General features: G+C 70.8%; 20 protein-coding genes. 8 read left to right on the top strand and 12 right to left on the bottom strand.

The features are described from left to right. Positions 1–18: 18 nt before the first annotated feature. The 5 genes from mycP to OG734_RS39690 all read right to left on the bottom strand — a co-directional run bounded on the left by mycP (position 19) and on the right by OG734_RS39690 (position 7,324). On the bottom strand, positions 19–1,224 hold the full coding sequence (mycP, locus tag OG734_RS39710) for a type VII secretion-associated serine protease mycosin (RefSeq protein WP_330292251.1): 1,206 nt from the start codon (positions 1,222–1,224) through the stop codon (positions 19–21). Further along, positions 1,221–3,308: a hypothetical protein gene (locus tag OG734_RS39705; protein ID WP_330292250.1), complete on the bottom strand. Its 2,088-nt coding sequence runs from the start codon at positions 3,306–3,308 to the stop codon at positions 1,221–1,223. The genes mycP and OG734_RS39705 overlap by 4 nt, the downstream gene beginning before the upstream one ends. 442 nt (positions 3,309–3,750) lie before the next feature. Next, the gene (locus OG734_RS39700) at positions 3,751–4,542 is read right to left on the bottom strand and encodes a 3-oxoacyl-ACP reductase (RefSeq protein WP_307631302.1); all 792 of its coding nucleotides are present in this window, start codon (positions 4,540–4,542) and stop codon (positions 3,751–3,753) included. Beyond that, positions 4,539–5,942, bottom strand: a complete 1,404-nt coding sequence (locus OG734_RS39695) for an aldehyde dehydrogenase family protein (protein ID WP_330292249.1) — start codon at positions 5,940–5,942, stop codon at positions 4,539–4,541. The genes OG734_RS39700 and OG734_RS39695 overlap by 4 nt, the downstream gene beginning before the upstream one ends. Positions 5,943–5,953: 11 nt before the next feature. Continuing rightward, positions 5,954–7,324 carry a glutamine synthetase family protein gene (locus OG734_RS39690; RefSeq protein ID WP_330292248.1) on the bottom strand — a complete coding sequence of 457 codons (1,371 nt, stop codon included), beginning with the start codon at positions 7,322–7,324 and terminating at the stop codon, positions 5,954–5,956. Positions 7,325–7,419: 95 nt separating this feature from the next. Here OG734_RS39690 and OG734_RS39685 point away from each other — a divergent pair, with 95 nt between their 5' ends. Beyond that, entirely contained in the window at positions 7,420–8,154 is a 735-nt protein-coding gene (locus tag OG734_RS39685) for a FadR/GntR family transcriptional regulator (protein WP_330292247.1), read from the top strand. A gap of 82 nt (positions 8,155–8,236) precedes the next feature. Further along, the gene (locus OG734_RS39680; RefSeq protein ID WP_330292246.1) at positions 8,237–8,980 is read left to right on the top strand and encodes a gamma-glutamyl-gamma-aminobutyrate hydrolase family protein; all 744 of its coding nucleotides are present in this window, start codon (positions 8,237–8,239) and stop codon (positions 8,978–8,980) included. Positions 8,981–9,082: 102 nt separating this feature from the next. On the opposite strand, the gene OG734_RS39675 is transcribed toward OG734_RS39680, so the two are convergent. Then, positions 9,083–10,006 (bottom strand): LysR family transcriptional regulator, encoded by a 924-nt coding sequence (locus OG734_RS39675; protein ID WP_330292245.1) that lies wholly within the window; start codon positions 10,004–10,006, stop codon positions 9,083–9,085. Between the two features lie 70 nt (positions 10,007–10,076). Between OG734_RS39675 and OG734_RS39670 the strand changes: the two genes are divergently transcribed. Continuing rightward, a complete protein-coding gene (locus tag OG734_RS39670; RefSeq protein ID WP_330292244.1) occupies positions 10,077–11,243 on the top strand; it encodes a TDT family transporter in 1,167 nt (388 codons plus the stop codon). Here the strand turns inward: OG734_RS39670 and OG734_RS39665 are convergent. The 4 genes from OG734_RS39665 to OG734_RS39650 form a co-directional block, all read right to left on the bottom strand. Then, positions 11,170–11,913, bottom strand: a complete 744-nt coding sequence (locus OG734_RS39665) for a helical backbone metal receptor (protein ID WP_330292243.1) — start codon at positions 11,911–11,913, stop codon at positions 11,170–11,172. The genes OG734_RS39670 and OG734_RS39665 overlap by 74 nt on opposite strands. Positions 11,914–12,030: 117 nt before the next feature. Beyond that, positions 12,031–12,600 carry a helix-turn-helix domain-containing protein gene (locus OG734_RS39660; protein WP_330292242.1) on the bottom strand — a complete coding sequence of 190 codons (570 nt, stop codon included), beginning with the start codon at positions 12,598–12,600 and terminating at the stop codon, positions 12,031–12,033. Between the two features lie 468 nt (positions 12,601–13,068). After that, positions 13,069–14,907: an ABC transporter permease/substrate binding protein gene (locus OG734_RS39655; RefSeq protein WP_330292241.1), complete on the bottom strand. Its 1,839-nt coding sequence runs from the start codon at positions 14,905–14,907 to the stop codon at positions 13,069–13,071. Next, a complete protein-coding gene (locus OG734_RS39650) occupies positions 14,900–16,000 on the bottom strand; it encodes a quaternary amine ABC transporter ATP-binding protein (RefSeq protein WP_330292240.1) in 1,101 nt (366 codons plus the stop codon). The genes OG734_RS39655 and OG734_RS39650 overlap by 8 nt, the downstream gene beginning before the upstream one ends. Positions 16,001–16,266: 266 nt before the next feature. On the opposite strand from OG734_RS39650, the gene OG734_RS39645 reads away from it, so the two are divergent. The 3 genes from OG734_RS39645 (at position 16,267) to OG734_RS39635 (ending at position 20,264) form a co-directional block, all read left to right on the top strand. Next, entirely contained in the window at positions 16,267–17,196 is a 930-nt protein-coding gene (locus OG734_RS39645) for a 5'-3' exonuclease (protein ID WP_330293952.1), read from the top strand. A gap of 209 nt (positions 17,197–17,405) precedes the next feature. Next, positions 17,406–18,254, top strand: a complete 849-nt coding sequence (locus OG734_RS39640) for a siderophore-interacting protein (protein ID WP_330292239.1) — start codon at positions 17,406–17,408, stop codon at positions 18,252–18,254. Between the two features lie 438 nt (positions 18,255–18,692). After that, entirely contained in the window at positions 18,693–20,264 is a 1,572-nt protein-coding gene (locus OG734_RS39635; protein WP_330292238.1) for an amino acid permease, read from the top strand. 300 nt (positions 20,265–20,564) lie between these two features. Here the strand turns inward: OG734_RS39635 and OG734_RS39630 are convergent, their stop codons facing one another. Further along, complete coding sequence (locus OG734_RS39630; protein WP_330292237.1) at positions 20,565–20,753, bottom strand: hypothetical protein; 189 nt, start codon at positions 20,751–20,753, stop codon at positions 20,565–20,567. A gap of 327 nt (positions 20,754–21,080) precedes the next feature. On the opposite strand from OG734_RS39630, the gene OG734_RS39625 reads away from it, so the two are divergent. After that, a complete protein-coding gene (locus OG734_RS39625) occupies positions 21,081–22,085 on the top strand; it encodes a terpene synthase family protein (RefSeq protein ID WP_330292236.1) in 1,005 nt (334 codons plus the stop codon). Positions 22,086–22,274: 189 nt separating this feature from the next. Next, complete coding sequence (locus OG734_RS39620) at positions 22,275–23,216, top strand: RluA family pseudouridine synthase (protein ID WP_330292235.1); 942 nt, start codon at positions 22,275–22,277, stop codon at positions 23,214–23,216. A gap of 18 nt (positions 23,217–23,234) precedes the next feature. Here the strand turns inward: OG734_RS39620 and OG734_RS39615 are convergent, their stop codons facing one another. Next, positions 23,235–24,713, bottom strand: a complete 1,479-nt coding sequence (locus OG734_RS39615; protein ID WP_330292234.1) for a cytochrome P450 — start codon at positions 24,711–24,713, stop codon at positions 23,235–23,237. Positions 24,714–24,771: the final 58 nt, after the last annotated feature.

Genomic DNA, 24,771 nt, shown 5'->3' with positions numbered 1-24,771 from the left:
TCAGGTCACCGCCCGGGCTCAGAAGTCGTCGTCGTACGAGTCGTAGGCGGGGTGGTCGACGGTCCTGCGGCGTCCGCGCCACAGCGGGACCGCCGCGAGCAGGAGCGCGACACCGAGGCCGCCCGCCACGGGGCCGGCCCAGTTGGAGGTGTCGTCCTCTTGGGGCACCGGGTCCGGGCCCGCGCCGAAGTACTCCTTGCCGTACGCGGTCGACTTGAGCTCTTCCGGCTTGAGCTTGCCTGCCGCCTCGATGGCCGCCGCGGGGTCGATGAAGCCGAAGCCGCGGGAGTCGTCCCGGCCGCCGTTCGGTTCGTTGCGGGCGGTGTCCTCCAGGAGCTTCTTGATCTGGGCCGGGGTCAGCCCGGGGTGGGCGGCCTTGATGAGGGCGACGGCGCCGGAGACGAACGCGGCGGCGGCGCTCGTGCCCCAGCCCTCGTAGTAGCGGTGGTCAGGGGCGGCGATGACCACGTCGACGCCGGGGGCGCTGACTGTGGCGTACCAGCGGCGGGTGGAGAAGGAGGCGCGGGTGCCGTACTTGTCGACGGCGGTCGCGGCGATCACGCCGGGATAGGCGGCCGGGTAGGAAATGTGGTCGCCCTTCTCGCCTCCGTTGCCGGCCGAGGCGACGACGACGGCGCCCTTCCTGAGGGCGTACTGGACGGCCTCGTCCTCGGCGGGCTCGGGATGCGCGGACTTGGAGTCGTCGCCGAGGGAGAGGTTGATGACGTCGGCGCCCTGGTCCGCGGCCCAGCGGATGCCTTCGGCAAGGGCGTTGCCGCGGGTGTTGCGGGCCTTGCGGCGGGACGAGTCGCCGTCTTCGAGGATCACGCGGATGGGCAGGATCTTCGCCTGGGGCGCGATGCCCAGGACGCCGTCGCCGTTGTCGTAGCCGTGTCCGTGACCGGCGATGATGCCGGCCATGGCGGTGCCGTGCTTGGCCCAGTACGGGTCACCCTGGCTCGCCCCGAAGCCGACCATGTCCTTGCCTTCGAGGACGTTGCCGACGAGGTCGGGGTGATCGGCCTCGACGCCGGTGTCGAGGACCGCGACGGTGATGCCCTTGCCCTTGGTCGTCCGCCAGGCCTCCTGCGTGTGCATGGCGTCCAGTGCCCACTGCTGGCCCCGGATGCTGTCGGCGTACGCGGTGGTGGCGGGCAGGAGGGTCAGGGAGCCGGCGAGGAGGAGGACGAGGAGCCCGCTTCGGGCTGTGCGGGTGCGGGTCATGACGGCTGCTTCGCGGACGAGCCGACGGTCTTGCGCAGGGCCCGTTCGACGCGGTCGGCCAGGCCTTTCGCCTCGTGGCCGAGGCCCGCCTGGGCGAGGGCAGTGGTGGCGCCGGGCGACATGGCCTCCTCGGCGGGCTGCGGGGTGTCGACTCTGCGGCCGTCGGCCCAGCCGGAAACGGCGTACGCGACGACGGGGGCGTCGGTGAGGACGGAGATGGTCCAGGAGGCGCGCTGGGCGTCCGTGAAGTCGGCGGCGACGGTGTTCTTCGCGGCGTAGGGGCGGGGCATCAGGTCGGTACGGCGGTCGAGGTTCTCGTTGCTGAAGCGGGTGCTCAGGGCTTTCATCGCGGCTACGTCGGCCTTGGTGAAGAGCAGGCCGACGGTGGTGACGTAACTCTGGGTCTCGTCGGTGTAGGTGGCGCGCAGGAGCCGCTGGCAGCCGACGGGCGCGAGGGCCTGGCGCAGCAGCGGGTCGAAGGCGTCTGCGCAGCCGGTGTCCGGGGCGACGGCGATCCGGGTCCAGGTCCGGTCGGCGCCGCCGGGGCCGGCTCCGTCGCCCTCGACGGTGGGCGGGAAGAGCTGGTCCACGGGGACGCTGTGCCAGAGGGTCCCGGCCGCGGTGAACGCGGTGCGCGTACCGGCGTCCCCCGATTCGTCCCCGGTCAGCCAACTCCCGGTAAGCGCACCGCCGATGAGCCCGAGCCCGAGCACGGCACAGGCGGCGGCCAGCAGCGCCCGCCCGCTGAAGGAACGGGACCACGTCCGAGGGCCGTACACATCGGGCTGCGCCAGCGAGACGACAGGCCGCCCGGAACCGACGGCCCCGGCGTCGCCGTAGGGGGCGCTCCAGGAGAGCGCGGGATCGGGCCTGCCGTGAGCGGGGACGGAGGGCGCGCCTGCGGGACGCGGCGGGGCGGGCGCCGGAGGCATCTCGGCAGTGGCCGGCCGGCTGCTGGACGCCTGGGGCGGGTCTGGGAGGTACGGACGGCCTGCGGGGGCGGAGGGTGCGCTCGCGGGACGCGGCGAATCGGCAGGCACCGAGGGCATCGCCGGGGCACCCGGACGACTGCCCGATGCCTGCGCCGGTTCAGGGCGGTACGGACGGCCTGCGGGCGCGGAGGACGCACTCGCGGAGCGCGGCGGATCAGCGGGCGCCGCAGGCATAGCGGCGGTGCCCGGACGGCCGTTCGGTGCCTGAGGCGAATCCGGGAGGTACGGGTGGCGGGCGGAGGGTGCGCTCTCGGAGCGCGGCGAATCGGCAGGCGCCGAGGGCATCGCGGGGGTGCCCGGACGGCTGCTCGGTGCCTGGGGCGGGTCCGGGAGGTACGGGCGGCCTGTGGGGGCGAGGGGCTGGTCCGGGGTGCGCGGGCCGGCCTTGGGGGCGGTGGGGGGCACGGCGGTGGAGCGCGTTTGCCGGCCCATGCCCGGTCTGCCGTTCGGGCCGGGAGGCGTCTCGCCCGGCCGGAGCGGGGCGGGCGGTGGGAACCTGCGCAGGCGCCTTGTCGTCTCCGACTCGGTCTCGGCGGGGACGGTCGGGCGCCAGGGCGCCACGGGCGGCTGGTGGCTCGGGCGCGGCGGCAGGTCGGGCCGGGGGCGCGGTGGTGCCGGGGCACGGCCTGCCGGCGGCGCGTCGGGGAGCCGGGCCGAGGAGGGCGGCGGGGGTGGGGCTATGGGGTCGGTGCCCTCGCGGGAGGGAGCACGCAGGTACGGGAAGCGGGGCGGGGCAGCGAACTTCGCCGGGTTCGGTGTCGGCGCGGGGGCGGCCGGTGCACCGGGGGGCGTCGAACCGGAAGGCACCGGTTCCGAAGCCGTACCGGGCGTCCTCGTGCCGTCTTCACGTCCCGCGCGGGTGTCCGACGGAGGCGGCGGCACCCGGGGCACACCGGGCGTATGCCCGGACGTGCTCGCCGCGTCGCCGGTCGCCACACCCTTGGGGGCGATTCCTGTCGTACCGGACGTACCCGCCAGGCCCGGCGCATCCTCAGTCGTCTCGCCCGTACCGTCCGTGACCGGCGGCTCGGTCGGTGACGGAGGTGTGGCCGGGCGCGGGGGAATGGAGGCGCGGCGCGCTTCCGTGCTCATGCACCCCCCGTTTCCTTCGTACCGGCGCAGGGCCGACGGAGTCCGTGCGGCGCGGGACGCGGCCGTCCCGGGCACACATACCCGCGCGGGCGTGCACCCATCCGGGCGCGTACCTCCGCGCGCGGTGGCTCCTCCCTGCGTGAAGCGTCACTCTACGGGTTGACACCCACCGAACGAGAACCAGTCCGCGGCTCCCGGGGCTTCTGCCCGGATCGTCCCCCTGCCCTGCCGTGATCGCGTCCGACAGGTGTCGTTCATGACTGCCCGCGCCGCTGACCGGGCCCGTCACGACCGGCCCGCAGCCCACCGTCACGGCGCTCGTCGCGGCGCTCGCCAACACGCCCGCGACGACCGCCGCGACGAGAACTCCCACCCCCGCCGGGGTGCGGCGGGGGCGGCCTCCGTGCGTGGTCCCGAATTCCGGAAAACGTACGGCTGTCGACTACACGGGGGTGACGTACGCGCCCGCGATGCCGCCGTCGACCAGGAAGTCGGTGGCGTTGACGAAGGACGAGTCGTCGCTGGCCAGGAAGGCGACGGCGGCGGCGATCTCGTCGGCCTCGGCGAACCGTCCGACGGGGATGTGGACGAGCCGGCGGGCGGCGCGCTCGGGGTCCTTGGCGAACAGTTCCTGGAGGAGCGGCGTGTTGACCGGCCCCGGGCAGAGGGCGTTGACGCGGATGCCCTCCCGGGCGAACTGGACGCCCAGTTCACGGGTCATGGCGAGGACGCCGCCCTTGGACGCGGTGTACGAGATCTGGGAGGTGGCCGCGCCCATCCTCGCCACGAACGAGGCCGTGTTGATGATCGAGCCCTTGCCCTGGCGCCGCATGTAAGGGATCGCGGCTTTGCAGCACAGGAAGACGGAGGTGAGGTTGACCTCCTGGACGCGCTTCCAGGCCTCCAGGCCGGTGTCCAGGATGGAGTCGTCGTCGGGCGGCGAGATACCGGCGTTGTTGAACGCGATGTCGACGCTGCCGTAGGTGTCGTACGCCGTCTTGAAGAGCGCCTCGACCTGCTCGGGGTCGGTGACGTCGACCTTGACGAAGATCCCGCCCACCTCGTCGGCGGCGGCCTTGCCGCGCGTCTCGTCGACGTCGCCGCAGACGACATGTGCGCCCTCGGAGGCGAGCCTGCGCGCGGTGGCGAGACCGATGCCGCTGCCGGCACCGGTGATGACGGCGGTACGGCCGACCAGGCGTCGGCAGATGTTCTCTTCGGTCGACTGGGTCACTGTGCGGGGCCTTCCGTGCTGATGAAGACGTTCTTGGTCTCGGTGAAGGCGGTGAGGGCGTCCGGGCCGAGCTCGCGGCCGATCCCGGACTGCTTGAAGCCGCCGAAGGGGGTCGAATAGCGCACGCTGGAGTGCGAGTTGACGGACAGGTTGCCTGCCCGGAGGGCCTGTGAGACGCGCAGGGCGCGGCCGACGTCCCGGGTCCAGATGGAGCCGGAGAGGCCGTAGTCGGTGCCGTTGGCGAGCGCCACGGCGTCCGCCTCGTCGTCGAAGGGGAGGACAACGGCGACGGGGCCGAAGACCTCCTCGACGGCCACGCGCGCGTGCCGGTCGACGTCGGTGAGGACGGTGGGCGGGAACCAGAATCCGGGGCCCGCGGGCGCCTCGCCCCGGATGCCGGCCAGGTCGTCGGTGACGTACCCGCGTACGCGGTCCAGCTGGGCCCTGGAGATCAGCGGGCCCATCTGGGTCTTCTCGTCCGCCGGGTCGCCGACGAGGACGGACTCGACGGCGGGGGCGAGGAGGCCGAGGAAGCGGTCGTACACGGAGCGCTGGACGAGGATGCGGGTGCGGGCGCAGCAGTCCTGGCCGGAGTTGTCGAGGAAGGACATGGGGGCGGCTGCCGCGGCGGCCTCGATGTCCGAGTCGGCGAAGACGATGTTGGGGCTCTTGCCGCCGAGTTCGAGGGTGACGCGCTTGAGGAGCGCCGACCCCTTCGCCAGCACCTGCTTGCCCACGCCTGTCGAGCCGGTGAACACGATCTTCGCGACGCCCGGGTGTTCGACGAGCGCGTTTCCCGCGACGGGACCGTGCCCGGGGAGCACCTGGAACAGGCCTGCCGGCAGGCCTGCTTCCAGGGCGAGTTCGGCCAGGCGCAGGGCCGTCAGGGGGGTGGTCTCGGCGGGCTTGAGGATCACCGCGTTGCCCGCGGCGAGCGCGGGAGCCGTGCCCCAGGCGGCGATCGGCATGGGGAAGTTCCAGGGCGCGATGACGCCGACGACGCCGAGCGGTTCGAGGATGGTGATGTCGAGGCCGCCGGCGACCGGGATCTGCCGGCCGGTCAGCCGCTCCACTCCCCCCGCCGCGTAGTCGAGCAGATCGCGGACGTTGCCCGCTTCCCAGCGCGCGTTGCCGATGACGTGCCCGGCCTCCCGCACCTCCAACTGGGCCAGTTCTTCGAGGTGTTCGTCGACGGTGGCCGCGAAGCGGCGCAGCAGGCGGGCGCGGTCTGCGGGCGCGAGGGCCGCCCAGCGCGCCTGTGCGTGTGTGGCCCGTACGACGGCTGCGTCGACGTCCTCCCGGGTGGCGGCGGGGACGGTGGCGACGACGTCCTCGGTGGCGGGGTTCAGGACGCGAAGCTCACGCTCGTACGTAAGTTCGCGCTCATGCTCGTACGACAAGAAAGGACCTCTCACAAGCGTTCGAAGGAGCGGCGAAGCTCCCAGTCGGTCACCGCGGCGTCGAAGGCGTCGAGTTCGACGCGGGCCATGTTGCGGTAGTGGGCGACCACCTCGTCGCCGAAGGCGGCCTTGGCGATGGGGCTGTTCTCCCACAGCTCGGCGGCCTCGCGCAGGGTGGTCGGGACGTGTGCGTACTCACCGGCGTACGCGTTCCCCGCGCACGCCTCGGGCAGTTCCAGCTTCTGCTCGATGCCGTACAGCCCCGCGGCGACGAGCCCGGCGACCGCGAGGTACGGGTTGACGTCACCCCCGGGCAGCCGGTTCTCGAACCGCATGGACCGGCCGTGGCCGACGATCCGCAGCGCGCAGGTGCGGTTGTCGTAGCCCCAGGCGACGGCGGTCGGCGCGAAGGAGCCCGGCTGGAATCTCTTGTACGAGTTGATGTTGGGCGCGTAGAGGAGTGAGAAGTCCCGCAGGGCGGCGAGCTGCCCGGCGAGGAAGTACCGCATGACCTCGGACATACCGCCGGGGTCGGCCGCGGTGCCGGCCATGACGTTCGTGCCGTCGGCGTCGGCCAGCGAGAGATGGATGTGGCAGGAGTTGCCCTCGCGCTCGTTGTACTTGGCCATGAAGGTGAGCGAGACGCCCTCCTGGCTGGCGATCTCCTTGGCGCCGGTCTTGTAGACGGCGTGCTGGTCGCAGGTGACGAGGGCGTCGTCGTACTTGAAGGCGATCTCGTGCTGGCCCGGATTGCACTCGCCCTTGGCGGACTCGACGATCAGTCCGGCGGCCGTCATCTCGTTCCGGATGCGGCGCAGCAGGGGCTCGATGCGGCCGGTGCCGAGTACCGAGTAGTCGATGTTGTACTGGTTGGCCGGGGTCAGTCCGCGGTAGTTGGCGTCCCAGGCCTGCTCGTAGGTGTCCTTGAAGACGATGAACTCGAGTTCCGTACCGACCTTGGCGCTGAAACCGTGCTCGGCGAGCCGGTCCAGCTGGCGGCGGAGGACCTGGCGGGGCGCGGCGACGACCGGGGACCCGTCGTTCCAGGCGAGGTCGGCGACCAGGAACGCCGTACCTGCGTTCCAGGGCAGGCGGCGCAGCGTGGACAGATCGGGATGCATGGCGAAGTCGCCGTACCCCCGATCCCAGGAGGACATTTCATAGCCGTCGACGGTGTTCATCTCGGTGTCGACGGCGAGGAGGTAGTTGCAGCCTTCGGTGCCGTGCTCCAGGACGTCGTCGAGGAAGAAGCGGGCGGCGAACCGCTTGCCCTGGAGCCGCCCTTGCATGTCGGGGAAGGCCAGGACAACAGTGTCGATCTCTCCGCTCGCGACGAGGGCGTGCAGTTCCTCGACGCCGAGCGGGGGTGTGCGGTCTGCCACGGGAAAGCTCCTTCGGCTTCTGCGCGTTTTTTCGGCCGGGCCGGAAGCCATAAGGTATTGCGGAGAACCATTGCTTGGGAAGGGGGCACGGCGAGATGTCGCTGGACGCTGAAAGCGGCTTGGAGGACCGGTTGACGCCGGTGCTGCGGCCCGTGCGGGCGGGCAACGGTTTCGAGGAGGCGCTGGAACAGATCTTGCAGGTCGTACGGCTGGGCCTGGTACCGGGCGGCGAGCGGCTGCCCGCCGAGCGCGAACTCGCGGAGCGGCTCGGGATCAGCCGGGTGACGCTGCGCGAGGTGCTGAAGGTGCTCCAGGACCAGGGGCTCGTGGAGTCGCGGCGCGGCCGGTACGGCGGCACGTTCGTGCTGCGCCGGGGTGACGCGGGCGGCGAGGACGAGCTGCGGCGGCGGATCAGCGCGGTCGACATCGAAGATGTGCTGCGTTTCCGGGAGGTACTGGAGGTGGGCGCGACGGGCCTGTGCGCGCAGCACGGACTCTCGCCCGAGCAGGCGGCCCGGTTGCGGGAGGCGCTGGCGCGTACGCAGGACGCGCCGCTGCCGGACTATCGCCGCCTGGACACGCTGCTCCACCTCACGCTGGCCGAGCTGTGCGGCTCCCCGACGCTGACCTCGCAGTACGCGGCGGTACGGGCGAAGGTGAACGACCTGCTGGACTGCATCCCGCTGCTGGTACGCAACCTGGAGCACTCGCAGCGCCAGCACGCGGCGCTGGTGGACGCGGTGCTCGACGGGGACGCGGACGGCGCGCGGGAGATGATGCGGGAGCACTGCTCGGGGACGGCGGCGCTGTTGCGGGGGTTCTTGGCGTGACGCGGGTGGGCCGTGGGTTGCCACCCGGGGCGAGGGTCGGCAAAGGTATGGCTGTACGCCATTGGATGCCAGGGAGGGCCTCGTGACCACGACCGGACGACGACCGCTCATCGGCGTCAGCACCTACCTGGACTCCAGTACGCGCTGGGGGGTGTGGGACCTGCCCGCGGCACTGCTGCCGGCCGGGTATCCGCGGCTCGTGCAGCGGGCCGGGGGCATCGCCGCGATGCTCCCGCCGGACGACCCGGCACACGCCGCCGCGACGGTCGCCCGGCTCGACGCTGTCGTGATCGCGGGCGGGCCCGACGTCGACCCGTCCCGGTACGGCGCGGAGCGCGATCCGCGCACCGGGCCGCCCGCCGAGGCGCGGGACGTCTGGGAACTCGCTCTGATCGAGGCGGCGTTGACGTCCGGCACCCCGCTGCTGGGCATCTGCCGGGGCATGCAGCTGCTGAACGTCGCCCTGGGCGGCACGCTGGTCCAGCACATCGACGGCCACGCGCAGACACCGGGCGTCTTCGGCCACCATGCCGTGAAGCCGGTACCGGGGACGCGATACGGGGAGGCGGTGCCCGAGGAGACATCGGTACCGACGTTCCATCACCAGGCGGTGGACCGCCTGGGGAGGGGCCTGGTGGCATCGGCGTACGCGGCGGACGGCACGGTGGAGGCGGTGGAACCCGGAGATCCCGAGACCGGGTCCGGGTGGGTGCTGGGGGTTCAGTGGCATCCGGAGATGGGGGAGGACCTGCGGGTGATGGTGGCGTTGGTGGGGGCGGCGAGCATCTCCAGCCCGTCTGGGGGTCCCCCCTCTGGGGGAGTTTGAGGACAAGGCCCCTTCAGGGCCGAAGGGGGGTCTGGGGGCACAGCCCCCAGGGATGGGACGGGTAGGGGCGGCGGGGACGAAAAACTCACCGCCCACCACCCCTCACCCCCGCGTCAACCCCAACAACTCCCGAGCCGGCCCCACCGGCCGATGTCCCGTCGGCCACACCGCCCGCAGCTCCCGATCCAACCGCACCCCGTCCAACGGCACGCACACCAACCGCCGCGTAGACAGCTCCTCCCCCACCGCCAGCTCACTCAGCACCGCCGGCCCCGCCCCACCCACCGCCGACGCCTTCACCGCGGTCGTGGACGACAGCTCGATCAGCGGCCGCGCCAGCCCGCCCAACGCGGTGTTCAGCACCTGCCGCGTCCCCGACCCCTCCTCCCGGAGGATCAACGGCGTCACCGCCAACTCCTCAGCCCCCACCGGCTTCCGCCGCCGCGCCCACGGGTGCCCCGGCGCCGTCACCACGATCAGCCGGTCCTTCGCGACGACCGCCGAGTCCAGCCCGCTCGGTACACCCGTCCCCTCCACGAAACCGAGGTCCGCCTCGTCCGACAGGACCCGTTCAGCCACCGTCGCCGAGTTCCCCGCCAACAACGACACCGCCGTCTCGGGCCGCAGCGCGCGCAGCGCCAGCAGCCAGCCCGGCAGCAGGTACTCGGCGATCGTCATGCTGGCCGCCACCCGTAGCCGGGAGTCGCGTCGCACCCGCAGCGCCTGCGCTCCGGCGTCGAACGCCTCCGCCGCCTCGACGACCCGCCGCGCCCAGTCGGTGACGAGCACGCCTGCGTCGGTGAGCCGGGATCCGCGCGGCGAGCGGTCCACGAGGGCCACGCCCAGCTGGCGTTCCATCGACCGGATGCGACTGCTGGCGGCCGGCTGTGTGACGCCCAGCTCTTGCGCCGCCCGCCCGAGGCTGCCCAGCCGGGCCACCGCGAGCAGCAACTCCATCGCGCCGAGATCCGGGACCCGGTGCGCGACCCCCGTCGACCGCGCGGCCCCACCCTTCACATCACCCATAGATCCAGCTTATGCCCTCATTCACCCGAACCCCCTGGTGGCCACCCCTACCCCGCGCGACCGTGAGGACATGGCCACCGCAGCCCCCGCCCTCACCCGCACGCTCCCCCGGTCCCGGTCCGAGCCCCAGCACCCTCTCTTCCTCGGCCACCTCCGCCACCTCGGCCCCAACTGGTACGCCCCCGTCATGGGCACCGCCATCGTGGGCACCGCGGGCGCCGGCCTCCCCGGCGCGGACGGCATCCCGGGACTGCGTACCGTCTGCACGGCCGTCTGGGCCCTCTCCCTCGCCCTCCTGGTCGCGCTGCTCTGCGCCCGTGCCCTGCACTGGGTCCACCACCACGACCAGACCCGCGCCCACCTCCTCGACCCGGCGACGGCACCCTTCTACGGCTGCCTCGCCATGGCCCTGACGGCCGTCGGCGGCGGCGCCCTCGTCGTGGGACGGAACTGGATCGGCCTGTCGGCCGCCATCGCCCTGGACGCGGTCCTCTTCACCGCCGGAACGGTCGTCGGACTCGTCGCCGCCGTCGCCGTCCCGTACCTCCTGGTCGTACGCGGCGGCAGCACCCCCAGCCCCGTATGGCTGCTCCCCGTCGTCGCACCCATGGTGTCCGCGGCGCTCGGTCCGCTCCTCGTCCCCCATCTCCCGCCGGGACAGGGGCAGCAGACCCTCCTGCTCGTCTGCTTCGGCATGTTCGGGCTGAGTCTGCTCGCGACCCTGCTGATGCTGCCGGTCGTCTTCGCCCGCCTCGTCACGAACGGTCCGCTCCCGCTCGCCCTCACCCCGACCCTGTTCCTGGCCCTGGGCCCGCTCGGCCAGTCCACCACCGCCGTCGGCAACTTCGCCGACCTCGCCCCCGGCGTCGTACCCGTCCCGCATGCCACCGCCGCCGCCGTCCTCTACGGCGTTCCCGTCATGGGCTTCGCCCTGCTGTGGCTTGTCCTCGCCGGTGCGCTGGTGCTGCGCGCCCGGCGCCGGGGCATGGGCTTCGCGATGACGTGGTGGGCCTTCACCTTCCCGGTGGGCACCTGTGTCACCGGCGCGGAAAGCCTCGGCCGCCACACCGGGCTCGCCGCCTTCGGCGTTCTCGCCGTCGCCCTGTACGTCCTGCTCGTCGCCGCCTGGGCCGGCGCCGCCGCCCGTACCGTCCGCGGGCTGGTCAGCGGTGAGCTGCTCGCAGGGCCTCGCCCAGCACCCGTGGCGCCTCGACCAGTGACGGCCCGTACCAGGTGAGATGGCGCCCGCTGACGAGCGCGCACGGCACCCCCTCGAACGCCTCGGGACCGTCCTCGGCCGTGAAGCGGTAGGGCTCGTCCGGCAGCACGACCATCCCGGCCCGGGCGGCGGCTCGCAGTTCCTCGACCGGAATGCGCGGGTAGCGTTCGGCGTGGGACGCGTACGCGTTGTCGACGCCCAGCCGCGCCAGCACGTCACCCGCGAGCGTGTCGCGCCCCAGCACCATCCAGGGGCGCCGCCAGATCGGCACGACAGCCGTCGTACGCCCCTCAGCGGCCGTTCGCCACCATCGCTCCGGCGCCGACCACGCCGTCTCCGCCTCGTCCAGCCAACGGGGCCGCGAACCCGCCCCGCACGCCGTCACCACCCGCTCCAGTTCCCGGAACGCCTGGGGCACGTCCCGCACCTCGGTGAGCAGCACCTCGATGCCCGCCGCGCGCAGGGCGGCGAGGTCCGGTTCGCGGTTCTCCTCCTCGTTCGCGACGACCAGGTCGGGCGCGAGTTCGACGATCCGCTCGACCTTGGGGTTCTTGGTGCCACCGACGCGGACGACATCGGCGCCGAGATCGGCCGGATGGCTGCACCAGTCCGTGGCCCCGACCAGAACGCCGGGCACCGTGACCGCCACCGCTTCCGTCAGCGACGGCACCAGCGAGATCACCCTCATGATCGCGTTCCCCAACTACTGATCAGCGGATACGAGTTGACGGCGAAGGCCGGGTCGTCGTGCTACCGGCACCGCAGTTCCGTCAGTGCCTTCAGTTCCTGCAGCGCCTGCAATGCCTCAACGCCGCCCTTCCTGCACCGCCTCGATGTGCTCGGCCACCGCCACCACGATCACCCGGGTGTCCGGCACCGTCGCCCGCCAGCGGTGCCGCACCCCGCCCGTCAGGTACAGCGTGTCGCCGCGGCCGAGCCGGTGTGCGCGGCCCTCCGCCTCGACCTCGACGGCGCCGTCGGCGACGTACATCAACTCGTCGTTGCGATGCTGGAACTCGCGGCCGGCATCGTGGTCGCCGGCGAACTCCATGGCGTGCAGCTGCTGGTGGCCGCGGACGAGGGAGCGCACCCGGGGCTCGGTGGGGGCGGGTTCGAGGGCGTCCGCCCGGACGACGTCGACGCTGCACGCGGGGTCGGCCGCCGCGAGGAGTTCGACCGCGGTGGTTCGCAGGGCGTCGGCGACCTTCTCCAGGGAACTGCGGCTCGGTCGCGCCCGCTCGTTCTCGATCTGGCTCAGGAAGGGCACCGACAGTCCGCTGCGTTCGGCCACGACGGCGAGGGTGAGCTCCAGCGCCCGGCGCCGCCTCCGGACGGCCGCGCCCACCCGAAGGGGCTGTTCTTTGTGGTCGCCCATAGCTCCGGCTCCCTCCTCGGCTCGTCGTCTCGTCCCGGTTGCGTACGTCCCATCACAGCGCATCGCGCCGCGTGTTCGGTGGCTGTTCGCCAGATCGTCCCCGAACCATGCACGACGCGTCCTCTGATGACTTCCCTGCACCCTACGCATGTTCGGCAAACCGTTTCATGCGCCCGTCACATCGGTGTCACCCCCCGTCGGGTACGACCCCCACGGTTCACGCCAGTGGAAGAGCCGTCCGGCCCCTCCCGGCATCGTCCCGCGCGCGCGGGCGGGCGGGCTGACCAGCGGGACCGGCCGACACGGCAGCCAGGTCAGGGTGATGGCATAGCGCTCCGTGGTTGTCCGGATCCTTTTCGTACGTGGAACGTCCGGGTCCGCGAACGCGCGAGGGGTGGGCCGCACCGGGAGGCACCCGCACACACGCGCGTGCCTCCCGTTTCGACCCACCCCTCCTGAGCGGCTCCCTCAGTTGTTGGATACCCCTTTCGCACCGCTCTTCCCCTCGGAGTTGCCGACCGGTGCCCATTTCTCGGCGAGCTGGGGGTTCGCCTTCAGCCAGGCGCGGACGGCGTCCTGTTCTCCGCCCTTGCCCGCCTGCTGGATGCGCGCCTCCAGGCCGGTGAGCTGTTTCTCCGTCATGGAGAAGTTCTTCAGCCAGGTGCCGACCTCGGGGTTGTCGTCGGCGAAGCCCTTGCGGGCGAGCGTGTGCACGCCGTCGCCCTCACCCCAGGCGACCTTCGGGTCCTTGAGCTTCTTCAGGTCGTAGTCGCTGTACGCCCAGTGCGGTGACCAGAGGGTGACGACGATCGGTTCCTTCTTGGCGTACGCGCGCTTGAGTTCGGCGAGCATGGCCGGGGTGGAGCCGTCGACGACCTCGTACTCATCGTCGAGGCCGTACTCCCCCAGGACCTTGTCCTTGAGGAGGCCCATCATTCCGGCGCTCGGTTCGATGCCGACGATCCGGCCCTTGAACTTCGACGACTGCCCCTTGAGGTCGGCGAGCGAGTCGACGCCCTTCACGTACGAGGGGACGGTCAGCTCCAGCGAGGTGGGGCCGTACCACTTGCCCAGGTCCTCGAGCTGGTCGCCGTACTTCTTCCAGTACTCGGCGTGGGTGACCGGCAGCCAGGAGTCCGTCTGGAAGTCGATCTGGCCGGTGGCCAGGCCCGTGTACAGCGGGCCTGCCGCGTACTGGGTGGTCGTGACGTCGAAGCCGCGCTCCTCCAGGAGCTCCTTCCACAGGAACGTCGTGGCGATGCCCTCGTCCCAGGGGATGTAGCCGATGGTGACCTTCTTGCCCTGGCCCACGTCCGTCCCGGTGGCCCGGGTGGTCTGTGAGGAGGAGCCGAAGATGCCGAGGCCGCCGGCGACGAGCGCCAGGACGACCACGCCGGCCAGCGCGACGACCGGGCGAGGACGGTGGTTCCAGAGCTTGGGGGTGCCCGCGGTGCGGGCCTTGGCGGCGGCACGGCGGCCCAGCGGCGAGATCTGGGTGCCGAGCGCGCCGGTCATCCGGTCGAGGTAGATGGCGAGGACGACGATGCCGAGACCCGCCTCGAAGCCGAGGCCGATGTCGAGCTGGCCGATGGCCTCGTTGACGGCGCCGCCGAGCCCGCCGGTGCCGACCATGCCGGCGATGACGACCATGGACAGGCCGAGCATGATGACCTGGTTGACGCCCGCCATGATCGTCGGGAGCGCGAGGGGCAACTGCACGCGCAGCAGCGTGTCGCGGGGTGACGTGCCGAACGCCTCGGCGGCCTCGACGAGTTCGGCGTCGACCTGACGGATGCCGAGTTCGGTCATGCGTACGCCGGGAGCGAGAGCGAAGATCAGGGTGGCGACGACGCCCGCCGGGACGCCCATGCCGAAGAACAGGATCGCCGGGATCAGCAGCACCATCGACGGCATCGTCTGAAGCAGGTCCAGGACGGGCCGTACGACGGCGCTGACCGTTCTGGAGCGGGCCGCCCAGATGCCCAGCGGGATCGAGATCACCAGGGCGATCAGGGTGGCGACGAGCACCAGGGAGAGCGTCGACATGGCCTTGTCCCACAGGGCCATGGAGTCGATGAGCGCGAATCCGGCGAAGGCCAGGCCGCCCGCGACCAGGCCGCGCAGCCACCATGCGGCGACCGCGAGGATGCCGGCCAGGAGGAGGGGCTCCGGGGCGGTGAGCACCGCGTAGATGCCGTCGTACAGGCCCTCCATGACCGCCTTGACCGCGTCGAAGAGCCAGGACATGTGGTCGACGAGCCAGCTGACGCCGTCGTCGACCCAGTCACCGAGCTGGAGCCTAGGCACGGGTGGTCACCTTCCCGTCGGCGTCGACCGGGTCACTCGGGCTGCCGCAGGGCTCGGGGTCGCCCGGCCGGTCGCCCAGGAAACCGACGAGGCGCTGTCGCGGTACGACGCCGACCAGTTCGCGGTCCGGGGCCGCGGTGAGCACCGCGACCGGATGGGTCAGACGGGCGCTGAGCGCGCACAGTTCGGTGAACGGAGTGTCGGGAGTCGCGGTCGGGCAGTCGCAGTCGGCCTCGTCGCCGCGGGTCTCCGGGTCCATGACGGCACCCGCGGTGAGCACGCGGGAGCGGTCGACATCCTTGGTGAAGGAGGCGACGTAGTCGTCGGCGGGGCGGACGAGGATGTCCTCCGCGGTGCCGGTCTGGACGATGCGGCCGTCGCGCATGACAGCGATGCGGTCGCCCAGCCGCATGGCCTCGTTGAGGTCGTGAGTGATGAACACGATGGTCTTCTTGAGGGTCTTCTGGAGTTCCAGGAGCTGGTCCTGCATGTCCCGGCGGATCAGCGGGTCGAGCGCGCTGAACGACTCGTCCATGAGCAGCAGGTCGGCGTCGGTGGCAAGCGCGCGGGCCAGGCCCACACGCTGCTGCATGCCGCCGGACAGCTCGTCGGGCCACGAGTCCTCCCAGCCGGCCAGACCGCACAGGGCGAGCGCCTCGTCGGCGCGGCGTTCGCGCTCGGCGCGGGGCACGCCCTGCACGCACAGGCCGTACGCGGCGTTCTCGCGGACGCTGCGGTGCGGGAAGAGCGCGAAGTGCTGGAAGACCATGCTGATCTTGCTCGCTCGCAGCGCGCGCAGTTCGCGGTCGCCGAGCGCGGTCAGGTCCTGGCCGTCGAAGCGGACGTGTCCGGCGGTGGGTTCCAGCAGGCCGTTGAGCATGCGCAGCAGCGTCGACTTGCCGGAGCCGGACAGGCCCATGACGACAAAGATCTCGCCGGGTTCCACGGCGAAGGACGCGTCGATGACGGCGGCGGTGATGCCGTCGTCGCGCAGTTCATCGCGGTCGGCTCCCTGTTCGAGCCGTGTCACCGCGTCGCCGGGTCGTCTGCCGAACACCTTGTACAGATGCTCGGTCTCAAGCCTGGAAGACAAGGGTGCTCCTCGGTGGTGCTTTTCGATCGTGCTCTCGGTCGTGCTCTCGGTCGGTCTTCTCCGTCGGTCTTTTCGGTTGCGACGGCTGCGACGGCTGCGCGAACAACCGGGTTCCTTCGTGGCCGCGCCTGCCCGTGCCCGACATGGGCAAACGGAGGAGTGGGCCAGTTCACAAGCCTTCGCAGAGGTAACGCGGGGGCCGGGTGCGGACCGTCGAGGGTGCCCGAAAGTGGCGCGCGGGGTGACTGTCAGTGGCGTACGGCATGATGCGAGGCGTGACCGGACGACTGATGCTTCTCGACACCGCCTCGCTCTATTTCCGCGCCTATTTCGGCGTCCCGGAGTCCGTGAAGGCCCCGGACGGCACGCCGGTGAACGCCGTGCGCGGACTGCTCGAATTCATCGACCGGCTGGTCAAGGACCATCGGCCGGATCACCTGGTGGCATGCATGGACGCGGACTGGCGTCCGCAGTGGCGGGTCGACCTGATCCCCTCGTACAAGGCCCACCGCGTCGCCGCGGAGCGCGAGGTGGGGCCGGACGAGGAGGAGGTGCCGGACACCCTGTCGCCGCAGGTGCCGGTCATCGAGGCGGTACTCGACGCGGTCGGCATCGCGCGCGTGGGCGTGGCGGGGTACGAGGCGGACGATGTGATCGGCACCTTCACCGGCCGCGCCGAGGGCCCCGTCGACATCGTCACCGGCGACCGGGACCTGTACCAACTGGTCGACGATGCGCGAGGGGTGCGCGTCCTGTACCCGCTCAAGGGCGTGGGCACTCTGCAACTGACCGACGAGGCGTGGCTGCGCGAGAAGTATGGGGTGGACGGGAAGGGGTACGCGGAGCTGGCACTGCTGCGCGGCGACCCGAGCGACGGGTTGCCGGGCGTGCCCGGCATCGGCGAGAAGACGGCCGCGAAGCTGCTGGCCGAGTTCGGCGACCTGGCCGGGATCATGGCCGCGGTCGACGACCCGAAGGCGAAGCTGACGCCGTCGCAGCGGAAGCGGCTCGACGAGTCACGGCCGTACGTCGAGGTGGCGCCGAAGGTCGTCCTGGTAGCCGGCGACGTCCCGCTGCCGGACGTCAACACGGCGGTGCCGCATGCTCCCCGCGACCCAGCGGCGCTCGACGCGCTCGCCGCCCGCTGGGGACTTGGGGGTTCATTGGAGAGATTGCTCACGACGCTCGGAAGGTGAGGTACCGCTTCCCCGGGAGCGAGGCACGATGTACGCGTGCCTCACCACCAGGCATGACGCCCTCGTAGGGGGAGAACAACATCCCCACCCCAGAGAACACTGTTCTCGTTTTGCAGAGTCATTACGAAACAAATTGCCTCGGGTAACAGGGCTTTCCCGGAGGGAGCTGCTAACTTAGGTAAGCCTAAGCAAGGAACAGGGAGGCCGTCATGGCAGAGCGCCCGGAACGCAGGGCTCCGAAGACCCACTCCGCGCAGGTCGTCCGCACCGAGCGCCTGACTCCGCACATGCAACGCGTGGTCCTGGGCGGCGACGGCCTCGCCGAGTTCTCGGCCGGCAGCCGCACCGACCATTACGTGAAACTGCTGTTCCCTGCCGAGGGCGTCACCTATCCGCAACCCTTCGACATGCAGCGCATCCGCGAGGAGTTCCCGCGCGAGCAGTGGCCGGTGACCCGCACCTACACGGTGCGCGCCTGGGACCCCGAACTGCGCGAGCTGACCCTCGACTTCGTTCTGCACGGCGACGAGGGCCTGGCCGGCCCCTGGGCGATGCGCGTCCAGCCGGGCGACACGGTGGCCTTCGGCGGCCCCGGCGGCGCGTACGCCCCCGACTCGGACGCCGACTGGCATCTGCTCGTCGGTGACGAGAGCGCGCTGCCCGCGATCGCCTGCGCCCTGGAGTCGCTGCCCGACGGCGCAAAGGCGTACGCCTTCGTGGAGGTCGCCGGCCCCGAGGAGGAGCAGAAGATCGACTCCGACGTCGAGGTGCGCTGGCTGCACCGCGGTGAGCGCCCCCTGGGCCAGGCTCTCGTCGAGGCCGTACGCACCTTGGAGTTCCCCGCCGGCCGGGTGCACGCGTTCGTGCACGGCGAGGCGGCTTTCGTGAAGGAGCTGCGCCGACTGCTGCGCGTGGAGCGCGAGATCCCGCGCGAGGACCTCTCGATCTCCGGCTACTGGCGCCTCGGTCACGACGAGGACGGCTGGCAGGCGTCCAAGCGGGACTGGAACGCGCAGGTCGAGGCGGAGCAGGAGACCGCCGAACCGGCGGCCTCCTGAATTTTCGTGCGTCGCCACGAGTTGCGGGGGCCCGCGAGTGTCCGGGCCCCACTTGTCGGGCCCCACTTGTCCGGCCCCTTCTGGAGCCGGACAGACGGCACACCGCGCCCCGACCGAGCGGGTTTCCCTGGTCGGGGCGGTCGGCCAGCCTTGAACTCCCCGCCCCCATAGCCCCGTTGACGGCCTCGTGGGAGCAAGGTGGAGATCGACTGCATGCCCCGCACCATGCCTGCACCGAGCCCCTGAAGACACCGCGTGAGAAAGTCGTCCGAGCCGGCACCACGCCGCCGAGCCTCCTCAAGTTGCCCGGTCGCCGAGCCGCCGCCGGCACGTGAGGACTTGGGCCCCGCTTGGATACGGCCGCGACATCCCTGCGAAACAGCGCGTCCCTAATTTCTGTCACCCGACAGGAATTCCGCGCCGAAGGCAGGTTCCGCCGTGACCACGACCACTTCTTCCGACGTACGCCCCGATCCGCCGGACGCGTCCCTCGACCGTTCCCTCGCCGAGTTCGGCTACCCCCAGGAACTGCACCGCAGCCTCGGCCGGTACGCCTCGTTCGCCGCCGGGTTCTCGTTCATCTCCGTTCTGACGACCGTCTTCCAGTTCTTCGCCTTCGGGTACGCGTTCGGCGGCCCCGTCTTCTTCTGGGCCTGGCCGGCGGTGCTGATCGGCCAGTTGCTGGTCGCCGCGTGCTTCGCGGAACTGGCCGCGCGCTATCCGATCTCCGGCGCGATCTACCAGTGGTCGTCCCGGCTCTCCAACCTCACCTTCGGCTGGTTCGCCGGCTGGATCATGGTGATCGGGCAGATCGTGGTGGTCGCGGCGGCAGCCCTCGCGCTCCAGGTCGTCATGCCGGCCATCTGGTCCGGCTTCCAGCTGGTCGGCGACGACCCGGCCCCCACCTCGGCGAGCGGCGCGGCCAACGCGGCAATCCTCGGCGTGCTCCTCCTGATCCTGACGACCTTCGTGAACGTCATCGACAACCGCGTGATGTCCCTGATCAACCGGGTCGGCGTCACCGCCGAGATCATCGGCGCCGCTCTGATCATCGTGCTCCTGTTCACGCACTCCAAGCGCACTCCCGGCATCACCTTCCACACGGGTACGGCACTGGAGTCCGGCCTGTCCGGGGCGCTGCTGGTGGGCTCGTTCACGGCGGCGTACGTGATGATCGGGTTCGACAGCGCGGGCGAGATGAGCGAGGAGACGCACAATCCCCGGCGCACCGCGCCCCGCACGATCCTCACCGCGCTCGCCTCGGCGGGCCTGCTGGGCGGCCTGATCATCCTCGCCGGCCTGCTGGCCGCGCCGAGCCTCACCGACGGCCGGCTCGGCATCGAGGGCCTGAGCTACGTCCTGACGAGCAGCCTCGGCGACGGGGTGGGCCGCGCCCTGCTGGTCGACGTGGTGGTGGCGATCGCGGTGGCGACCCTCGCGATCCAGACGGCGGCCTGCCGGATGCTGTTCTCGATGGCCCGCGACGGCCAGCTGCCCTTCTCGGCCCGCCTGGCCAAGGTCAACCCGCGCACGGGCATGCCGAGCGCCCCGGCCCTGGTCGTCGGCGTCCTGGCGGCGGCCCTGCTCCTCCTCAACTTCGCCTCCCCGGAAGCCTTTCTGGCCATCGGCACCACCTGCATCGTGATGCTGTACCTGGCGTACGCGATGGTCACCGGGCCACTACTGGTCCAGCGCCTGCGCGGAACCTTCACCGCCGACGGCACCGACGAGACCGGCAAGCCCCTCTTCTCCCTGGGCCGCTGGGGCATCCCCGTCAACGTCCTGGCCCTCCTCTACGGCCTCTTCATGACCGTCAACCTCGCCTGGCCGCGTGCGGCGGTGTACGACCCGGCGGGCGGACACTGGTACTTCCAGTGGTTCACGGTGCTGTTCTTGCTGGTCACGGTAGTACTCGGAGTTCTGTACCGGCTCAAGCGCGCGCGACGCGTGCGCTCTGCCGCAGAACCTGCTCGGACTCTCGCGGATCCGGCTCAATTTCCGCCGCAATAAGCCTTGTTGCCCAGATCGGACAGCGCACTGACGGCGCACTGGACGGAGCGTGAAACCGCGCATCCGGCGAGCGGAGGACCGCTCCATGCGCCGGGGCAGCTCCATGCGCCGGGGTCGGGCGCCCTTTCCGAGGACCAAAGGCCGTCGCATGGTCCAAAGTAAGGGCTTTTCAGGGCGAATTGACGGCATGAAAGGGTGTCGCGCCCGGCCCGTGGAGGTGGTGTCCGGATGCACACACCGTCGGCCGGGCAATCCAGTGGATCACCGAGAACGCGGGACCGGGTGCCACCCGGCGCACTCTTAGCGCTGCTGCGCGACGGCGCCTTCCACAAGCTCCAACTCGTCGAACAGTTGACTAAACCCGCAGGCGCACCGGAAGGTGGAGACGATCCGCGACCACGCCGCTGACGCCACGGCCGTGGCGGTGGTGGCCACCAGCCACCTGCACCGTCCGGCGGTCGCCTCGCAGACCACGGCCGACGGTGCCACCCGGCACACGGTCGATGAGGCCCGCTCGACCGGTTCAGCCAGCGGGCCCTCTTCATGCACGATTCAGCCACGCCGCGGTCGCAGCGTACGGAGCACAGCGCGTAGTTCACGGACTTGGTCGGCTCCGCCACCCGGAGGGCATCGTGGAAGGCTCTGCTCCCGCCCGGGTTGCCCGGGGGTGTCAACTTGGCCGTCATGTGTGTTCGCTGACGGCTCGAACTCACCCCCGGAAGCGTCCAGTTCCGTGTTCCGTGTTCCGTCCAAGCCGAAGGATCTGAGAGTTACCGCTCATGCCAGGTCTTGAACACCCGACAGGAGATCAGCACGATGAGCACACCCTCGCTCCGAGCGCTTTACACATGGCAGGGGAACCCGAGCGTTGACCTGCTGAATCGCGACGGCGACGAGTGGACGTACAGCATGGGGCTCCTGCCCCTCGCAGCCGACCCGGACGAGTGGGCGGACATCGGACTCGCCGATATCACTGCGTGGTGCTATCCCTTCGCGGCAGAGGACGAGCTGTTCCTGGCGTACCACTTGTACGCGTGGATGTTTGCCCTCGACCTGCTGTTTGTACGGACGTTCAAAGCTGAGCGCGACCTCACAGGGGCGCGGGCCATGGTCGACCGGCTCTCTCTGTTCATGCCACTGGACGGCACCTCCCGCGCGATACCGGAGCACCCCATAGAGAGGTCCCTCGCCGACTTATGGCTACGGATGACGCCAACCCGGTCGACGGCTTGGAAACGCAACATGCAGAGCGCCGTGATGGAATATGCCGACGGCCAGTGCTGGGAGCTGGAGTGCATGTGCATTGGGCGAATCCCTGATCCTGCCGAGTACCTTGTCCGCCGCCGCGGCTCGTTCGGCGGCCACGTCGGGATCTGCCTTGCCGAGCACGTAGCAGCCGCAGAAGTGCCGGCGCGCGTGCGCCACTCCCGCCCGTTCCGTGCGCTGATGGACGCCTGGACAGACCTTCAAACTCTCTACAACGACGTCCGCTCCTACCGCCGAGAGGTCGAGAACGAAGACGAGACGTGTAACTTCGTCCTCGTATTCGCGAAGTTCTTGTACATCTCCGTCGACGAGGCCGCGACCGTGGTCACCCGACTGCGTGCGGCCAGGCAGTCGGAGTACGACCACCTTGTGAGCACTCAACTCCCGGCACTCTGCGAACAGTTGCAGCTGAACGGCAACGATCGTGAGCAACTGTCGTCCGTCATTGAAGCGATGCGTTACCACCTCGCCGCCGTTGACGTCTGGACGACGATTGCCCCGCGGTATCAGGCACCTGCCCCAGGAGACATGTCATCCACAGCTCTTGGATCTTGACGATCCACATGGCACCGGACGGCTGAGGAATCGCAGGCCAGGCGGTGGAAGCCGACCTCGTCCAGGGCCCAGCAGGGGATGGCCGACATCGCGGGGCGACACCCTCCCTCCAGGCTTGGCGCCACTCGTCCATCCAGGTCTGGAGCGTGATCGGCATCCTGTCAGTACTGCCACGTACGCTTGATCGTGATGAGACGCCGTACTCCGCCCCCGCTCTCTCCCCTGCCGCAGCGCGACGGGGTGGATCCAGTGCGGGTGCGGTTGCCGACCGGGGACACCTGGGCGACCGTGCGGGACTATCTCGTGGCGCGGCTCGCAGCCAGGGCCGAGGTGATCGACGCCATGCTCGACGAGGGACACATCGTCGACGTCACCGGGCGCCCGGTGCCGTGGGACATGGCGTACGTGCCGGGGATGTTCGTGTGGTTCCACCGGGACCTGCCGGACGAGGAGCGCGTACCGTTCACGGTCGACGTCGTGCATCGGGACGAGCACGTGGTAGTGGCCGACAAGCCGCACTTCCTGGCCACCACCCCGCGCGGCAGCCATGTCGCCGAGACAGCCCTGGCGCGGCTGCGTCGGCAGCTGGGAATCCCGACACTGAGCCCGGCTCACCGCCTGGACCGGCTGACGGCCGGCCTGGTGCTGTTCACCGTGAGGCCGAAGGAGCGCGGCGCGTACCAGACGCTGTTCCGCGACAGGCGGGTGGCGAAGGAGTACGAGGCGGTGGCCCCGTACGATCCCGCGCTGGTCCTGCCGCGTACCGTGCGCAGCCGGATCGTCAAAGAGCGCGGGGTGCTGGCGGCCTACGAGGTCGAGGGCGAGCCCAACGCCGAGAGCCGGGTCGAGTTGCTTGAGCACCGGAACGGGCGTGCCCGGTACCGGTTGACACCGAGTACCGGGCAGACACACCAACTGCGGGTGCACATGAGCGCGTTGGGGGTGCCGATCCTCGGCGATCCCCTCTATCCGGTGGTGACCGACCCCGTGGCGGCCGGTGACTTCCGGCGCCCGCTCCAACTGCTGGCGCGGGTGCTGGAGTTCACCGATCCGGTCACGGGGCGCGCGCACCGGTTCGTCAGCCCGCGGGTGCTGCGGGCCTGGTCGTCGTACGAGGAGTGGGCGGGGTGACTGCGGTGGCCGGTCGGCTCACTCGCCGCGCCACCAGCGCAGGAGGCGGCGGAACACGCCCGGTCGGCGGGCCGGTTCGGGCACAGGCGACGGAGTGGGCTCGTGGGCCGGGGCGGCGGGTGCCGGAACCGTAGGCTGTGCCTGCTCAGAGCTGATCTGCCAGTTGTTGGGTCGCTGCCGCGGCAACGGGTTGACGGCGGGCCGCTCCATGACGTCCTGCTGGGCCTTCGGCGCGAACCTCACCGGCAGTTCCACCAGGTGCCGGTTCGCGACGGACGACCGCCAGCTCAGCTCGTGCTCCCCGCAGGCGAGTTGGATGTCCGGAACGCGGGTCAGCAGTGCGTCGACGCCGACGTCGGCGATGGCGCGGCCGATGTCCTGGCCCGGGCACTCATGAGGGCCGCCGCTGAAGGCGAGGTGCGAGCGGTTGCCCTGCATATTCGCCTTGAGGTCCGGGCGGACGCGCGGATCGACGTTGCCCGGTGCCATGCCGAGGAGGAGTCCGTCGCCCTTGCGGATGCGCTGGCCACCCAGCTCGGTTTCCTGCTTGGCGAAGTAGGCGAAGACGGTGCTGAACGGCGGCTCGTCCCACAGTGACTGCTCGACCGCCTCGGGCACGGTCATCTGGCCGCCGTTCAGCTGGGCCCGGAATCCCGGTTCGGTGAGCACCATGCGCAGCACGTTGGCGAGGAGGTTGGCCGTGGCCTCGTAGGAGGCGAGGAGCACCACGCGCAGGTGTTCCCTGACCTCCTCGTCGGTGAGCCCGGCCGGGTGCGTGACGAGGTGGCTGGTGAAGTCCTCCTGAGGCTGGGCCCGGCGACGGACGGCGAGCCGGCTGAGGACCTCCATGAGGTATGCGTGGCTGGCGAGCGCTGTCTCGCTGCCCTTGAGGCAGTCGCGGGCGGCCTGCACCAGCCGGTCGCCGTACTCCTCGGGCATGCCGAGGATCTCGCACATGACCGCCATCGGCAGATGCTCGGCGAACTGGCCGACCAGGTCGGCCTTGCCGTCCTCACAGAACTGGTTGACGAGGTGCTGGGTCGCACGGTTGATATGGCGGCGGATGCCCCGGTGGTCGATGGTCGACATGGCGCCGGTGACCGCACCGCGCAGCCGCAGATGCTCATCGCCTTCGGCATGGGCGCAGATGGGCTGCCAGGCGAAGTGCGGCATCAGCGGGTGGTCGGGCTTGACCGTGCCATCCAGCATGGGAGTCCACAACCGGCTGTCCTTGCAGTACTGCGAGGGGGTGCTCACCATGTGCAGGTTCTCGCCGTGGCCGAGCACCACCCAGATCGGCACGTCCTCGTGGAGCAGTGCGGGGGCCACCGCGCCGTGTTCGGCACGGAGCTTCTCGTACACGGCTCCCAGGTCCTCCGCCTCGGGGCCGTAGAGCCGACGCAGCCCGCCAGGGCCCGTGCCGTGTGCGGGGCAGCCGGGAGGCGGTCCGAGCGCGGGGTCGTCCGTGCTGGTCAAGGAGTGGGGTTCAGGCGTCACGGTGATCGCTCCGAAACTGAAGTGGATCCGGTGTCAGATGAGTTGATGGGGAGTCAGT

The organism is Streptomyces sp. NBC_00576 (assembly GCF_036345175.1).
In the GTDB taxonomy this organism is placed as follows: Bacteria; Actinomycetota; Actinomycetes; order Streptomycetales; family Streptomycetaceae; genus Streptomyces.
This window is presented reverse-complemented; position numbering and strand designations above follow the sequence as displayed.